Source organism: Flavobacterium limnosediminis JC2902 (assembly GCF_000498535.1).
GTDB classification, from domain to species: Bacteria; Bacteroidota; Bacteroidia; order Flavobacteriales; family Flavobacteriaceae; genus Flavobacterium; species Flavobacterium limnosediminis.
Window position 1 is genome coordinate 600,692 of sequence record NZ_AVGG01000001.1, and the last position, 16,663, is coordinate 617,354.

The window sequence follows — 16,663 nt, forward strand, 5'->3', positions numbered from 1 at the left end:
AATGGAGTTGAAAGAAAAACTAATCTCGTCCTTTATGGCTTTCGAGGAGAAAGTCGACGTGGGTACCGAATTGCACAACGTTCGCACCGAAGCCCTAAAGAATTTCGAAAACAAAGGATTCCCCACCAAAAAAGAGGAAGCCTGGAAATATACATCACTGAATGCGGTGTTGAAAAACGATTTCAGTATTTTCCCGAAAAAGGAGAACAACATCGATGTTAAAGATGTTAAGAAGTTCTTCCTAAACGATTTGGATACCTACAAGGTCATCTTTATCGACGGGATTTTCAGTACGTTTTTATCCTCTACCACACATGACGGTTTGGATGTTTGTCTGATGTCTTCGGCATTGACCAAACCCAAATACAAAATGGTGATTGATACTTATTTCAATCAGGTGGCAAATAAAGAGGAAAGCCTTACGGCGTTGAATACCGCTTTCGCATTTGAAGGCGCCTACATCAATATCCCGAAAAGCAAAGTGGTGGAAAAACCCATTGAAATCATCTATTTCTCCACAGGAAACGAAGCGGCACTGATGGTGCAGCCGAGAAATCTTGTGATTGTGGGTGAAAATGCACACGTGCAAATCGTGGAACGTCACCAGAGTCTGAATGAAAATCCGGTGTTGACCAATTCGGTTACCGAAATTTTTGCTCAGAAACGCGCCATTGTGGATTACTACAAAGTGCAGAATGACGTACAAACGGCGAACCTGATTGACAATACGTACATTTCTCAAAAACAGGAAAGCCGTGTAGCAGTACACACATTCTCGTTTGGCGGAAACCTTACACGTAACAATCTGAACTTCTATCACCATGGGGAACGAATCGATTCTACGTTGAAAGGAATCACCATTATTGGCGACAAACAACACGTCGATCATTATACGTTGGTGAACCACGAGCAGCCGAACTGCGAAAGCCACCAGAACTATAAAACGATTTTGGACGGACAATCGACCGGGGTTTTCAACGGAAAAATTTACGTGGAAAAAGAAGCCCAGAAAACCGATGCGTTCCAACAGAACAATAACATCCTGTTAAGTGACAAAGCAACGATCAATGCGAAACCGCAATTGGAAATTTTCGCTGATGATGTGAAATGTTCCCACGGTTGTACTATCGGACAGTTGGACGACAACGCGATGTTCTACATGCAACAGCGCGGTATCCCGAAAAAAGAGGCAAAAGCATTGCTTATGTACGCATTCACCAGCGAGGTGACCTCGAGTATCAAAATACCGGAATTGAAGGCTAAAATCGCAAAAATCATCGCTACGAAATTAGGGGTGAATATGGGGTTTGATTTGTAGTCAGTACCATTAATAAAAAATTAAAACCGTCTTTATGGCGGTTTTTTTATGCCGTAAAACCTGTAAGACTTTATCGTATATTTGATGTATATCAAATTCAGGCCAAATGGAAAAACAGTCAGAACAGCATATCGAAAAGCTCGTGCAACAGGGTTTTGTTACCGAAGAACAACAAGCGGAAATAAAGGCCTACAATAAATTAGGCATTTTTTCACTGAACACCGAATTGCTTTTTCTACTGTATTTATCGGTGTTATTGTTTACCGGTGGCGTGGGAACATTGGTCTACAAAAACATCGACAGTATTGGGCATATGGCGATTCTGGCGGTAAATTTTGCGTTGATGGTGGTTTGTTTTTACTTCAGTTTTAAAAAATCGAAAGGGTTTTCCAAAGAGGAAGTGCTTTTCGAGAATCCGATTTACGATTATCTGGTGCTCACGGGAAGCATTCTGTGTTGTATTTTTATCGGATACCTACAGTACCAATACACGGTTTTCGGCAGCGATTTCGGATTGGTTTCACTTTTCTCTGCGGTAATCTGTTTCGGAATCGCTTATTATTTCGACAGTCGGATGGTGCTCTCCATGGCCATAACCGCTTTGGCAGCCTTTGTCGGCATCACCATCACACCCAAAACTGTTTTCGAAAATGAAATTTATTCCAATCCCACCCTCAGTTATTACGGACTGGTGCTTGGTGTTTTGCTCATTCTCTGGACAATTTATTCCACGAGGGTAAACCTGAAAAAGCATTTTTATTTTGTGTATTATACTTTTGCGCAGCATTTGGTCGGTCTGTGTTGTATTGCGGGATTGTTAGAAGATCACTGGTCATTTTTTGTACCGATGATGGCCGGAGCAGTCTATTATTTTTACCGGATTAGTCACCAGCTGAAAGCTACTTCCTTTTTTGTGTTTTCCCTGATTTACGGCTATGTCGGACTGAATATCCTATTGTTTAAACTCATGGATTATATAGATCTGTCTTCTGTTATCGATTTTATCATCATGGTTTCACCCATTTACGTGATCGGATCGATTGTCCTGTTCATCAAATTGGTACGTAACTTTAATAAAGAGAAAAATGCTGGCCTACGATAAAACGAAATTAGAAAACGAAGCCTTGGTTTCAGAAGCCAAAGCTTTGTACAAGATGAAATTTATTTCGAAAGAACAATTGGCGCAGACGGCAACGCAACTTCCCTTATTGCAGTCGAATGGGAATATATTGGTGCGGATCGGATTTTTCCTGTTGGGTTGTTTTTTGTTTTCTTCCGTGATGGGCTCTTTTATGCTGCTGTTTGCGCCACTGCTGGAAAACTATTCTGAAACGCTTTTGTACTTTTACGCGATCATCGGATTAGTGGGAACCGAATTGTTAGCCGCCAAGAACTACCACAAACACGGATTGGACGATGCGTTTATTTTATCGATGCAAGTCGCCTTTTACGGAGCGATCGGTGTTTCTTTTGAAGCCACCTTACCGGTTTTTATTGCGATGATTGCAGTCGGATTGGTGTGTTGTGTCCGTTACATGCACACGCTGTCCGCTTTGATAAGTTGTATCGGGTGGGTGGGTTTGTTATTCGATTTGATCACCAAACAGCATCTGATGGATACCCTGTTTTTGCCTTTCGTAGGTTTTCTTTTGGCGATTGGCATTTATGTGATTTACAATAAACTGAATTCGAATGCGAAAAATTATCTTTATTCCAATGCGCTTTGGGTTCTTAAAGCGTTCAGTTTGGTGTTAGGTTATTTTTCGGTCAATTATATGGTGGTTCGGGAATTGTCACAGAGTCTGATGGGTATTGTGGTGGAAGAAGGCGGTGACATTCCGCTCGCGCTTTTGTTTTACGGATTGACCTTTCTTATTCCGCTCTTATATATTGCTTATTCGATTTACGCTAAAGACCGAATGATGTTGCTTGTCGGTCTGTTAACGCTGGGGTATTCCTTTTTTACCATCCGATACTATCATCAGTTCCTGCCATTGGAAATTATTTTGATTTTGGGCGGAATATTGCTTTTCGTGATTGCTTTTGGTGCGATGAAAATCCTGAAACACAAAGAAACAGGAGTGACTTTCAAGCCTGATCGTAGTTCCGACAGTACTCTGCTGTTAAACGCACAGGCGCTTATTATGGCAACACAAAGCGATGTGAAACCGGTAACTCCCGAGAATAAGATGCCTTTCGGTGGCGGTGGGTTCAGTGGGGGAGGTGCCGGGGAGAATTTCTGATATTTTATCATTTATTTATATCAGTTTTAAATAAACAAGCCGTAAATTTGCAGAAATTAGAAGTACGAAAATGTTTGATGTTCAAAAAGTAAGAGCACAATTCCCGATATTGTCCCAAACCGTAAACGGAAAGCCGTTAGTTTATTTCGACAATGGTGCGACTGCCCAAAAACCACAGGTGGTAATCGATGCCGTTTCCCGATACTATAGCGAAATCAATGCGAATATTCATCGAGGTGTACATACGTTGAGCCAGTTGGCTACAGATGCCTATGAGGAATCCAGAAATACCATCCAAAAGCATCTGAATGCAAAGTACAACCATGAAATCATTTTTACATCGGGAACAACCCAAGGGATTAATCTGGTAGCAAATGGTTTTGCAGCTATCGTGAAAGCGGGCGATGAGGTGATGGTTTCTGGACTGGAACACCACAGTAACATTGTACCGTGGCAGTTTTTGTGCGAGAGAACCGGAGCGAAACTTGTAGTTATTCCGATGAACGACCAGGGAGAGTTAATTCTTTCCGAGTTCGATAACTTACTGTCGGATAAAACGAAAATTGTAGCGGTCAACCACATTTCCAATGCATTGGGAACGGTAAACCCTATTAAATATATCATTGACAAAGCACATGGAGTCGGTGCTGCGGTTTTAATCGACGGCGCTCAGGCTACACCGCATTTGCGTCCGGACGTACAGGAACTGGATTGCGATTTCTACGTGTTTTCAGGGCATAAGGTTTGTGGACCTACCGGAACCGGAATCTTATACGGAAAAGAAAGTTGGTTAAATCAATTACCGCCGTATATGGGTGGTGGTGAAATGATCAGTGAAGTGACGTTTGAGAAAACGACTTATGCCGAGTTGCCACATAAATTCGAAGCGGGAACGCCCAATATTGCAGGCGGAATCGTGTTGGGAACAGCCATCGATTACATGAACGGAATCGGTTTCGACAACATAGCAAAACACGAACAGGAATTGCTGGAGTACGGTACGAAACGTTTGCTGGAAATCGAAGGTTTGAAAATTTACGGAACCAGTGAAAACAAGGCTTCGGTAATCTCCTTCAATATTGAAGGGATTCATCCGTATGATATTGGCACAATTATAGATAAGTTGGGAATAGCGGTGCGAACCGGTCATCATTGCGCGCAACCTATCATGAATTATTTCAATATTCCGGGTACGATCAGGGCGAGTTTTGCCTTTTACAATACCAAAGAGGAAATTGATACCTTTGTGGAAGCGGTAAAAAAAGCGCAGATGATGTTATCTTAAAAACAAAGACTATGAAATTATTTACTCTTTTAACGTCTGTCGTGATTACACTGACAAGCTGTAACTGCCAAAAAAAGGCTGCCGAAAAAAACGAGTTGGCTGCCAAAGCAACAGCACAGGAAAAGGTATTGCCAACGTTGGAATATGAGGCGAACACACGAGGCTTCTACCGCAAAATAACGATTTCGGATAAAAAAGCGTGGGTGATTCCCGTACGCGACGGTAAGGCGGTGGAGGTACCTGTAAGCGATTCTGATTGGAAAGAATTGGTTTCCTTATACCAATCGGTTAATAAAGAAGGGTTGAAAGATTTGAAAGCGCCTACCGAAAAACGTTTCTATGACGGAGCCCCAATGGCTAATTTCAGAGTGATTACCAAGGAAACTACTTTTGAATCCGCAACGTTTGACGGTGGTTTTCCGCCAGCCGAAATTGAAAAGATTGTAAATATAATTATTGCCATTGGCGGTAAAATTGAATAAAATGACCATTAAAGAAATACAGGAGGAAATTGTAGACGAGTTTTCGATGTTCGACGACTGGATGCAACGTTACGAATACATCATCGAATTAGGAAAGAATCTGCCTTTGATTGCGGATCAGTATAAAATCGAGGAGAACCTTATCAAAGGCTGTCAGTCCAAAGTTTGGGTTCATGCCGAAGAAAAGAACGGAAGTGTTGTTTTTACGGCCGACAGTGATGCGATTCTGACCAAAGGAATCATTGCGATATTAGTGAGAGCCTTTTCAAACCAGTCCCCCAAAGCCATTTTGGATGCCGATACCGATTTCATCGACGCCATCGGACTGAAAGAGCATTTGTCACCCACCAGGGCCAACGGACTGGTGTCCATGATCAAACAAATTAAAATGTACGCCCTGGCTTTTCAGGCGAAAGCATAATTTTAAAACCATATAAGACATAATAAGTTCATTTAAGAAATCTTAGTGACTTAGTGCCTTCGCGATAAAAAATCAAAAATAAAAATGGAAGAATTTAACGACACAATAAATTTAGGTGAAGACGTTGTAAAAGTATTAAAAGGCATTTACGACCCGGAAATCCCTGTAGATATTTACGAATTAGGATTGATTTACGACGTGATGATCAATGAAGACAACGAAGTGAAAATCCTTATGACCTTAACCTCTCCCAACTGTCCGGTTGCCGAGACATTACCGATGGAAGTGGAAGAAAAAATCAAATCCATCGATGCGGTGAAATCCTGTGAGGTTGAAATTACCTTCGATCCGCCATGGAGCAAGGATCTGATGAGTGAAGAAGCGAAATTGGAATTAGGAATGCTTTAAATTAGTAAGCAGTTTACAGTCGGAGTTCACAGTATGCCAACTGAGAACTGCGACTGCGACTGCGACTGAACTATGGATGAAATTGTAAACAGAGTCGCCAACAGCGCCTTACAGGTTTTTGATCTGGAAGATTATTTTCCGAAACAACCGATAGTGGAATTGGATATTTCACAATGGTTGTTTGGCGGATTCATTCTGAAGGAAACCGAATTTCGCGATCAGCTCAAACAACACGATTGGACACAATACAAAGAGGCTTATGTGACGTTGTATTGTTCCGAAGATGCCATTCTGCCCGCTTGGGCCTTCGCTCTGGTGTCGGTCTACTTACAGCCGTATGCGTTAAAGACGGTTAACGGAACCAAAAAAGAACTTTTACTGTCACTGTATCAGGAAACACTTGATACAGTTGATTATTCCCCGTTTCAGGACAAACCCGTAATCCTGAAAGGCTGTTCCAATAAGCCTGTTCCGCAGGAAGCCTATGTGCTGGCCATTCAGAAATTAGTGCCGTTTGCCAAGAGCATCATGTTTGGTGAAGCCTGCTCTGCCGTACCACTTTATAAGAAGAAATAGAACGTTTAACGATTCTCCGCTGTTTTTTGAAGGTTTTTTGTTACTTTAGTGATAACAAATAACGCTGAATATGAGAAAAAGTACTACGCTTTTATTATTTCTTATGGGAATAATGAGCAGCGCTGCTCAGGAAATCGTTCAGGATAGTACGAAGCACTGGAAAACAAAAGGGAATGTATCATTGCTTTTCAATCAATCCAGCTTTAACAATTGGGTTGTGGGAGGCGAGAACAATCTTTCGGGTAATCTGGGCGTGAATTACGACTTCAATTATAAATATGAGGATTGGACTTGGGACAATAAAATAATTGCCGCTTACGGATTGGTGAAAACCAAAAATTCCCCTTTCGAAAAGAAAACCGATGACCGTCTTGAAATCACCTCCCTTTTAGGAAAGAAAGCCAAGGGTTATTGGTCGTATTCGGCTTTTGCCAATTTTAAAACGCAGTTCACTATAGGGTATATCTACGATAAAGATGCCAACGGAACCGAAATCAGAACCGAATTTACGGATTTCCTGTCTCCGGCCTATCTTACCTTCGGACCTGGTATGCTCTGGAAGAAAAACGACAATCTGAAGTTTAACATCGCACCGCTCTCTTCCAAATTTACCTTTGTAGACAAAACGCAAACCTTGCCCGACGAAGCCTATTTCGGTGTAAAAGAAGGTGAAGCCATGCGTTACGAATTGGGTTTTCACGTTGCGGGTTATTATAAGATGATAATCATGGCCAACGTTTCCGTCGAAAACATACTGGTCCTTTATTCCAATTATCTGGAGGATCCGCAGAATATCGATTTGGACTATCAGATGAATATCGTTTTAAGAATAAACAAATACCTGACCACCAATATTGCACTTCAGGCCATTTACGATGATAATGCCTTCCGCGGATTTCAGACCCGTCAGGTTTTCGGTGTAGCGGCTAATTATGGTTTCTAAATAAAAAATCCCATCTGTTTTTCGTAAGATGGGATTTTTTATTAGTCTTCTTCTTTTTCAACGGCATCCTTATAATCAGGATAGAGAAACTTATTGTACGGAAAACGGGTAATGTGTATCTCACGTACGGCTTCGTATACTTTTTCGCGGAACTCCTCGAAATTCTCTTTGTTTTTAGCCGATATGAATAGCGCATTGTCTTTTCCTACTTTAGACATCCAGGTGTTTTTCCATTCTTCCAGAGTATAATGTTTCGTTGTCTTTTCTGTTATCAGATCGTCCTCGGCAATGGTAAGGTGTTTGTAGCGGTCAATCTTGTTAAAAACCATGATGGTGGGTTTGTCGGCACTTTTAATGTCCTGTAAAATCTGGTTTACCGATGCGATATGATCCTCGAAATCGGCATGTGAAATATCCACCACGTGCAATAACAAATCTGCTTCGCGTACCTCGTCCAATGTGCTTTTAAAAGACTCCACCAATTGCGTAGGTAATTTTCGGATAAATCCAACAGTGTCTGATAATAAAAACGGCAGGTTCTTTATTACTACCTTGCGAACCGTAGTGTCTAAGGTGGCAAACAACTTGTTTTCGACAAATACATCACTTTTCCCTACGGCATTCATCAATGTTGATTTTCCCACATTGGTATAACCTACTAAAGCCACGCGTACCATGGCGCCACGGTTGCTTCTTTGTACCGACATCTGTTTGTCGATGGTCTTTATTTTTTCCTTTAGTAATGCGATGCGGTCGCGAACAATACGACGGTCGGTTTCTATCTCGGTTTCCCCGGGTCCACGCATACCGATACCTCCTCGCTGACGTTCCAAGTGCGTCCACATTCCGGACAATCGCGGCAGTAAATATTGGCATTGGGCCAGTTCTACCTGAGTCCGTGCATAAGAAGTTTCGGCACGCTGCGCGAAGATGTCAAGAATAAGGTTCGTTCGGTCCAGTACCTTGCAATCGAGTATTTTTGTAATGTTCTTTTGTTGTGCAGGTGTGAGTTCGTCGTCAAAAATCACGGTTGAAACATCATTCTCCTTAATGTATAGGTTGATGTCTTCCATTTTTCCCGTTCCCACAAAGGTTTTTGGATTGGGCTTGTCCATTTTTTGTGAGAAACGCTTAATTACTTCACCACCGGCAGTAAACGTAAGGAACTCCAATTCGTCGAGATATTCCTTGAGTTTGTCTTCATTCTGTTGCTGAGTAACGATACCGACGATTACCGTTTTCTCAAAATTATGTGATTCTTTTTCTAACATGCTATCAAATTGAAATACAAAAGTAAGTAATTATAAATTATCCTTAAAAAATCGTTTTGTAACACAAAGTGAGTTTATTTATTAAAAAAATTGTTTTTGTGAATTTTTTGATAATTGTTATGTAATGGTTATTTTTTTCTAAATTTGGAAATTAAACTACAACAAACCAAATATTAGTTATGAAAAAAATTACTCTTGTAATTTTCATGTTGCTATTGTCTTTACTCGGTTTTGCTCAACTTCCGGAAGGTTTTGAGTCGGGGATACCAGCAACATGGAGTGTATCAAATAACGGTGTTGGTCCGGCTTCACAAGATTGGGTGGCCACCAATTCCGCTACTTATCCTGCTCATGGGGGTACACAACACGCGCTCGCCAACAGAGGTAGCTTACCTGCTGGGGCAACTTCAGAAAACTGGTTGGTTACGCCTTCAGTGGCGGTTCCAACAAACGGTCAGTTGCGATTTTGGACCAGAATGACCTTATCCGGTGATAATGGTACGTTTTATCAACTGCGCGTTTCCACAACTTCACAAACCAATCAGGCAAGTTTTACGACAGTTCAACAGTGGACAGAAACACAGCTGGAAACAGCAATGTTGGCCGGTGGTTCGACTGCTTACAATGTGTACGGTGAAATTGTGCAGAGTCTGAGTGCTTATGGCGGGCAAAATATTTACCTTGCTTTTGTAAGAGTGAATACTAATACTACTGCAGCTCCTGCAACTACTGGTGACCGATGGTTGATTGATGACATAAACATCGTTCAGCAATGTCAAAGTCCCATCGCACTGAATGCAACGTCGGTTACTTCAACTACAGCTCAGTTGAGCTGGACAAACGTTGGTCCTGCGACTTCATGGGATATCGAAATGGTTGCAAGTCCGGGAACACCTACTGGGATCCCAACGGTAACAGGGGTTACGAATCCATATATTTATCCTGGGCTTACTCCGGGTACACAATATAATTTTTATGTACGATCAGTTTGTGGTCCTGGTAACACCAGCCCGTGGACTGGTCCGTTTATATTTAATACCATTCCGTTAGGTCAAGCGTGTTCAGGACCGATTCCTGTTACAACTCTTCCGTACACGCATACAAGTAATACGGGATTATATGGTGATGTGGTAGATGGTAGCCCGGGTGCTTCTTGTGGCATCACAGGAAACTTCTTAAACGGAAATGATGTGTTCTACTCTTTCACACCTTCTTTTACAGGTATTGTTGATATTTCGATGACACCTACGGGAAATAATTCGGGTGTGTTTGTATACAGCAGTTGTGCCACTGTCGGAACGACTTGTTTGGCCGGTGCGGCCAATACCACTGGAGGCGTGAGAAACATTCCTAATTTTAATGTTACGGCGGGAACTACATACTATATAGTTATTTCAACTAGTGGTACGCCTCAAACTATTCCGTACATCTTAAATATTCAGCAAGTAAACTGTGCGCAGCCGACAGCTTTAACAGCAGTACCAACCCAAACCAATGCAACATTGGGCTGGACCAGTACTTTCGCTAATTTCGAATATGTAGTGCAGCCTGCAGGTACAGGATTGCCTTTAGGTTCAGGAACACCCAATGCAGGTACTTCTGTAACGACACCTTCCACATTAACATCTAACACCCAATATGAGTTCTATGTTAGAGCTGATTGCGGTGGCGGTCTTTACAGTATTTGGGCAGGTCCGTTTACATTCAGAACGTTATGTGGGCCTATAGCAGTTCCTTTCTTCGAAGGGTTTAACTCTGATTCTACAACACAAATTTGTTGGACAGTGGCAAACGTAGGGGCAGACGCCAATGCCTGGAACATGGATTATGCGACTACTCCGTATGAAGGAAATCAGTCAGCAAGTATAGTTTCAAGTTTAGCAACTAACGATGACTGGTTGATGTCTCCGCAATTAATTTTGAACGGGAATCAGCGTGTACGATACAGATACAGGGTTTCATCGGCAACTTCACCGTGTAACTTTGAAATTAAGGTTTCAACGACAGGGACTGATCCGGCTAACTTTATGACAACAATCCTTCCTCAGGCAAGTTACAGTAACGTGACTTACCTTGAGAAGACTGTTAATATGGTCGGAATTTCAGGTAACGTGACCATCGGATGGCATGTTGCACCTGGAGCTAACGGTTCCAGAATATTTATCGATGCGGTAATTGTTGAAGATATTCCGGCATGTCCTGAACCAATGGATATTGCGGTTTCCGGGATTACACCTAACTCGGCATCCATAAACTGGACACCGGGCGGAACAGAATCTTCCTGGCAGGTTGTGGTACAGCCGGCTGGTTCACCAGCTCCGACTTTACCTACCCAAGGAACTACAGTTAATACGCCTCCTCCTTTTGTGGCAACTCCGCTTTTAGGCTCAACAACCTATGATGTTTATGTGTTGGCAAACTGTGGTGCCAATGGCCCAAGTGTTTGGACCGGACCTGTAACTTTCACAACTTTAGTAGCGCCACCGGTTTGTGGCGGGACATTTGTTGATTCAGGGGGTTCTACAGCAAACTATGCTAACAATGAAGATTTGACGTGGACTGTGTTCCCTGTAAATGCAGGCGATGTGGTTACGGTTACTTTTACATCATTTAATACTCAGGCAAATAACGATGCCTTATATGTTTTCAACGGAAATACAACAGCAGCTCCTCAGTTTACAAGTGTGAACGGAGCTGGTACAGTTCCTGGAGGATTGGCCGGAGGATATTGGGGAACAGCAATTCCTGGTCCTTTCACCTCTTCCGCTGCAGACGGATCGTTGACGTTCCGATTCAGATCGAGTTCATCAACAGTTGCTGCAGGTTGGGTAGCTAATGTAACTTGTGCGCCACGTCCGACTTGTGCGGCACCAATATCACTTTCACAATCCGGAGTTACACACAACTCAGTGAATTTAGCCTGGAACGGCGGTGATGCTACAGCTTGGGAAGTAATCGCTGTACCATGTGGTTCGCCAAGACCTACTGCAGCTACTGCAGGATGGGTTCCGGCACCTACAAATCCTTTCACATTACCAGGTTTGACTGGTTCTACATGTTATGATTTCTACGTAAGAGGCATCTGTTCTACAACCGATGCCAGTGCGGTAACCGGTCCGGTTTCAGCAACAACACAAATAACACCTCCTCAATGTGGCGGAACTTTCACTGATGCGGGAGGACCTACAGCGAATTATGCGAACAGTTCGGATATCACATGGACGATTTGTCCTACGAATCCGGGAGATGTGGTTACGGTTACTTTTACATCTTTTGATACAGAAGCCAACTGGGATGCATTGTATGTTTTCGATGGTAACTCTATTGCTGCTCCACAACTTGCCAGTACAAACGGTGCAGGAAATGTACCGGGAGGATTAGCCGGAGGTTATTGGGGAACGGCAGTACCTGGTCCTTTTACTTCCAGCAGTACTGACGGATGTTTAACATTCCGATTCAGATCAGACACTTCCGGAATAAGAGCAGGTTGGGTCGCCAACGTAACGTGTGCACCGCCACCAACTTGTCCTAAACCATCTGCTTTAACGGTAACTCAGGTTACATCCACTTCAGCATTATTAGGATGGACGGAAGCGTCAACAGCAACACAATGGCAGGTATTAGTCCTGCCGGCAGGTTCTCCGGTTCCTGCTCCGGGAACTACAGGAACCGTGGTTAACTCGAATCCTGCCTTAATTACAGGATTGAACCCTAGTACGGCTTACACATTTTTCGTAAGTGCGATATGTTCACCGACCGATGCAAGTTATTGGTCTAACGGACTTAATTTCACGACTGCACCGGCAAATGACGAATGTGCTTCCGCTACATTCGTTCCTGTGAATGCGAATGCATTCTGTAATCAAACGGTACCGGGTACACTTTCATTGGCTACAGGATCAGTGGGAACACCTATTGCACCTTGTCTTGGTACTGCCGATGACGATGTTTGGTATCAGTTTATTGCCAGCAATACTTATCTGAATGTTTCATTGCAGAATGTGGTCGGATCGACAACCAATCTGAATTTTGCTGTTTATTCCGGTACATGTGCAGGTTTAACTCAGGTGTTCTGTAGTGCTGCAAATCAGCTAAATGGTACGCTTAACGCATTAACTGTTGGGCAAACCTATTACATAAGAGTGTACTCCAATGCGGCTACACCTCAAACAACTACATTTAACGTATGTATTTCAACACCTTCCACGTGTCCTACCGCTTCAACGGTTTGTAATATTACTTACGGAAATACTACCGGGGTAACAAGTTTGGGAACCATCGGATGTTTATCAAGTTCTCCTAACCCTACGTATTTCACAATTCAGGTGGGAACCACTGGTCCGATTAATTTTGAATTGACACAATCTTCTCCGGGAAGTGCAACACCAAATCTGGATGTTGACTACGCAGCTTGGGGGCCGTTTACGAGTCAGGCTGCAGGATGTGCCGCCGGTATTCCGTTTATTCCTCCGGTAAATACGAATCCATCGGCCGGAAATCCTCAAGATCACGGTTGTAGTTATAGTGCTGCACCAATCGAGCAGTTCAACATACCGAATGCACAGGCAGGACAATATTATATTATTCTGATTACTAACTTCTCGAACCAAACCGGTACGATCAGTTTAAATCAGATAAATGCAGGAACTCCTGGAGCGGGTACGACGATTTGTTGTCCCGATGCTAATTTCTCTTACAACCCTAGAACGTATTGTAAAGGAACAAGTGCTAACCCTGTTGCAACGATTGCTACGGGTTCATTTGCCGGAACATTCTCTTGTCCTAACCCGGCGCTTGTTTTTGTTAACACAGCCACTGGGGAAGTTAATTTAGCTGCTACACCAGCAGGTAATTATATTATTTATAACACGCTTGCAGCGACGGCTACATGTGCTGTTAAAACCTATTCGTATGTAATTACAATCGTAGAACCAATTGTTGCAACGATTGCTTATGCTGCTCCGGCTTATTGTAATAATTTGTCAGGAACTCAGGCGGTTACTGTAACAGGAGCTTCTGGAGGGACTTTCTCAGTTTCTCCGGTAGGATTGCTTATCAATGCCAACACTGGTGCAATAACTCCTGTTGGAAGTGTTCCGGGAACGTATACTGTATCGTATAATTTCCCTACTTCTACCGGTTGTGGTACTACTTCATTTACTACTGCGGTTACAATTAACGCTGCACCAAATTCCGCTCCTACGGTAGTACAGCCGACTTGTACAACTCCAACGGGCACAATTACGGTTTTACCAACGGGTGCTACCTACGAGTACAGTATTGATGGAGGAACTACATATGTGGCAACCAATGTATTCAGCGGTTTATTACCGAATACCTATAACGTAGTAATACGTGATACTGCTACCGGATGTACTTCTGTTTCTACAACGGCAACTGTGAATGCCTTGCCGAATGCACCAACAGCACCAACTGTGGCATTAGTTCAGCCAACGTGTATCGGAGGCGGTCAGATAACAGTTACTGCTCCGGTAGATGGACCTGCAACGTATTCCGACTTGTTTATTTCTGAAGTTACTGATTCTAATGCAGGCGCACTGACTTATATAGAGATCTATAACGGAACAGGCGCAACGGTGAATCTTACCAATTACAGATTGAAACTTTATAATAACGGTGGTGCTGCCACTTCATGTGACTTTGCCTTAACGGGAACAGTGGCAAATAATGCTGTTCGTATTATTGCTGTTGGAAGTGCCACAAATCAGGGAGGAGTTGTTCCTCATCAGGTAGTTGCCGGTTGCGGTGGTGTTAATGTGGATGACAATATCCGATTAACCGATACTGCAGGTAATGAAATTGACAACTGGGGTAGAAGAGATGGTATTGCATTTACACCAAATAATCTACCAGGTTATACTTACAGAAGACTTCAGACGGCTTCAGCTCCAAGCAACTCTTGGAACCCTGCAGACTGGGACGCGTTAAATCCTGAAGTATACACAAATGTCGGAAGTTATACTCCGGCAACAGTAAGCTATCAGTACAGTATTGACGGAACTACTTATCAGGCAAGCAACGTCTTTACCAATGTTCCTGTCGGAACGTATAATGTAACTGTTTTAAATGTAGCCACAGGATGTATTTCGACTGTAACCCTTGCGGTTTTAGTTGCGCCTACTGCTCCGGTTGCACCTACAGCAACAGCTACTTCACCAACAACTTGTGCAGTACCTACGGGTAGTATTACTGTATCAGCTCCTATTGGTGCAAATTACGAGTACAGTTTAGACGGAACCACATTCCAGGCAGGTGTTACATTCTCAACTTTGCTACCGGGAACTTATAATGTTGTTGTTAGGGATGTTGCTACAGGATGTATTTCTACGGCAACAACACTAGTCGTAGATCCGGCTCCGGGGTCTCCATCCGCGCCAATAGCTACGGTTACGGTTCAGCCAACTTGTATAATCACAACCGGAACAATTGTGATAACGGCTCCACTGGGAGGTACGTTAGAATATACCCTTGATGGTGTTACTTATCAGACCAATACTACCTTTGGAGGTTTAGCTTCTGGAACGTATACTGTTTCTGTTCGTGACACAGCTTCAGGTTGTATTTCGACAACAACTACCTTGGTTGTGAATCCTATTCCTGCAAACCCTGCAGCTCCAACCGCTAGTGTAACTGTGCAACCGAATTGTATCACTACAACAGGAACAATCGTGGTGACGGCTCCAACAGGAGGAACCTTAGAGTATAGTTTAGATGGAGTGACTTATCAGACTTCTGCAACGTTTGCCGGGTTGACACCAGGTACTTATAACGTTACGGTTCGTGATACGGTTACAGGATGTGTTTCTTCTGCAACAATGCTTGTGGTAGATCCGATTCCTGCGAATCCGAATGCTCCGTCTGTTACCATTGTCGCTCAACCGACTTGTGCCGTTCCTTCTGGAACAATTGAAGTAACCGCTCCGCTCGGTGCCAATTATGAATATAGCGTGAACGGAACAACTTATCAGTCAGGAGTTACATTTGCCGGATTGACACCAGGTTCCTATAATGTAACAGTTCGTGATACTGCGACAGGCTGTGTTTCTTCAATAACTGTTGTGGTTATTGATCCGACACCGGCAAGTCCTGCAACGCCTTCTGTAAATGTTACGGTGCAACCAACTTGTGATGCACCAACAGCATCTATTGAAATTACAGCTCCTTTAGGCGCAGGTTATGAGTATAGTCTTGATGCAGCTGCTTTCCAAGCCGGAGTTACTTTCACCGGATTAGCAGTTGGAACGCATATCGTTACTGTTCGTGATATTGCATCCGGATGTACTTCTCAGGCTTCTATTGAGATTATTGGTGCTGTTATTCCTGATGCACCAGGTTTAGTGGTAAACACGCAACCTGTTTGTAATGATCTGACTGGCAGCATTGAGGTACTTTCTCCTCTGGGTGCAGGATATGAATATTCTTTGAATGGAGGTGTTTATCAGTCTAATCCTGTTTTCACCGGATTGAATGAGGCTATCTACACTGTTTCAGTTAGAGTTATTTCGACCGGATGTATTTCTCAGGTTGCTTCAATAGATCTTCAGGATGCCGGTTGTGAAATCCCGAGAGGTATTTCCCCTAACGGTGACGGTAAAAATGATGCATTTGATTTGTCAAGTTTCAATATCACTAAATTGTCTATCTTTAACCGTTACGGAGTGGCGACTTATACATACGGTTCAGGTTACACCGATC

The 16,663-nt window shown here is 43.0% G+C and carries 11 protein-coding genes; 10 read left to right on the forward strand and 1 reads right to left on the reverse strand.

Features of this window, described 5'->3' with window-relative positions; all coding sequences use genetic code 11:
* Position 1 precedes the first annotated feature (1 nt).
* From sufD to FLJC2902T_RS02730, 9 genes are all read left to right on the forward strand, one after another.
* On the forward strand, positions 2-1,318 hold the full coding sequence (sufD, locus tag FLJC2902T_RS02690; RefSeq protein WP_035676776.1) for a Fe-S cluster assembly protein SufD: 1,317 nt from the start codon (positions 2-4) through the stop codon (positions 1,316-1,318).
* Positions 1,319-1,424: 106 nt separating this feature from the next.
* On the forward strand, positions 1,425-2,420 hold the full coding sequence (locus tag FLJC2902T_RS02695) for a DUF2157 domain-containing protein (RefSeq protein WP_035676778.1): 996 nt from the start codon (positions 1,425-1,427) through the stop codon (positions 2,418-2,420).
* The gene (locus FLJC2902T_RS02700; protein WP_023578251.1) at positions 2,404-3,561 is read left to right on the forward strand and encodes a hypothetical protein; all 1,158 of its coding nucleotides are present in this window, start codon (positions 2,404-2,406) and stop codon (positions 3,559-3,561) included. The genes FLJC2902T_RS02695 and FLJC2902T_RS02700 overlap by 17 nt, the downstream gene beginning before the upstream one ends.
* A gap of 70 nt (positions 3,562-3,631) precedes the next feature.
* Complete coding sequence (locus tag FLJC2902T_RS02705) at positions 3,632-4,846, forward strand: aminotransferase class V-fold PLP-dependent enzyme (protein WP_023578252.1); 1,215 nt, start codon at positions 3,632-3,634, stop codon at positions 4,844-4,846.
* 11 nt (positions 4,847-4,857) lie between these two features.
* Positions 4,858-5,328: a hypothetical protein gene (locus tag FLJC2902T_RS02710; protein WP_023578253.1), complete on the forward strand. Its 471-nt coding sequence runs from the start codon at positions 4,858-4,860 to the stop codon at positions 5,326-5,328.
* A gap of 1 nt (position 5,329) precedes the next feature.
* Entirely contained in the window at positions 5,330-5,749 is a 420-nt protein-coding gene (locus FLJC2902T_RS02715) for a SufE family protein (protein ID WP_023578254.1), read from the forward strand.
* A gap of 84 nt (positions 5,750-5,833) precedes the next feature.
* Positions 5,834-6,157: an SUF system Fe-S cluster assembly protein gene (locus FLJC2902T_RS02720; protein ID WP_023569718.1), complete on the forward strand. Its 324-nt coding sequence runs from the start codon at positions 5,834-5,836 to the stop codon at positions 6,155-6,157.
* 72 nt (positions 6,158-6,229) lie between these two features.
* Complete coding sequence (locus tag FLJC2902T_RS02725; RefSeq protein WP_023578255.1) at positions 6,230-6,733, forward strand: DUF2480 family protein; 504 nt, start codon at positions 6,230-6,232, stop codon at positions 6,731-6,733.
* A 70-nt stretch (positions 6,734-6,803) separates the two neighbouring features.
* Positions 6,804-7,676, forward strand: coding sequence for a DUF3078 domain-containing protein (locus tag FLJC2902T_RS02730; protein ID WP_023578256.1), 873 nt, complete (start codon positions 6,804-6,806; stop codon positions 7,674-7,676).
* Positions 7,677-7,717: 41 nt separating this feature from the next.
* Here the strand turns inward: FLJC2902T_RS02730 and hflX are convergent, their stop codons facing one another.
* Positions 7,718-8,947, reverse strand: a complete 1,230-nt coding sequence (hflX, locus tag FLJC2902T_RS02735) for a GTPase HflX (protein WP_023578257.1) — start codon at positions 8,945-8,947, stop codon at positions 7,718-7,720.
* Positions 8,948-9,126: 179 nt separating this feature from the next.
* On the opposite strand from hflX, the gene FLJC2902T_RS02740 reads away from it, so the two are divergent.
* Positions 9,127-16,663: choice-of-anchor J domain-containing protein (locus tag FLJC2902T_RS02740; RefSeq protein ID WP_035676781.1), on the forward strand; the 7,537-nt coding region annotated here is incomplete at its 3' end.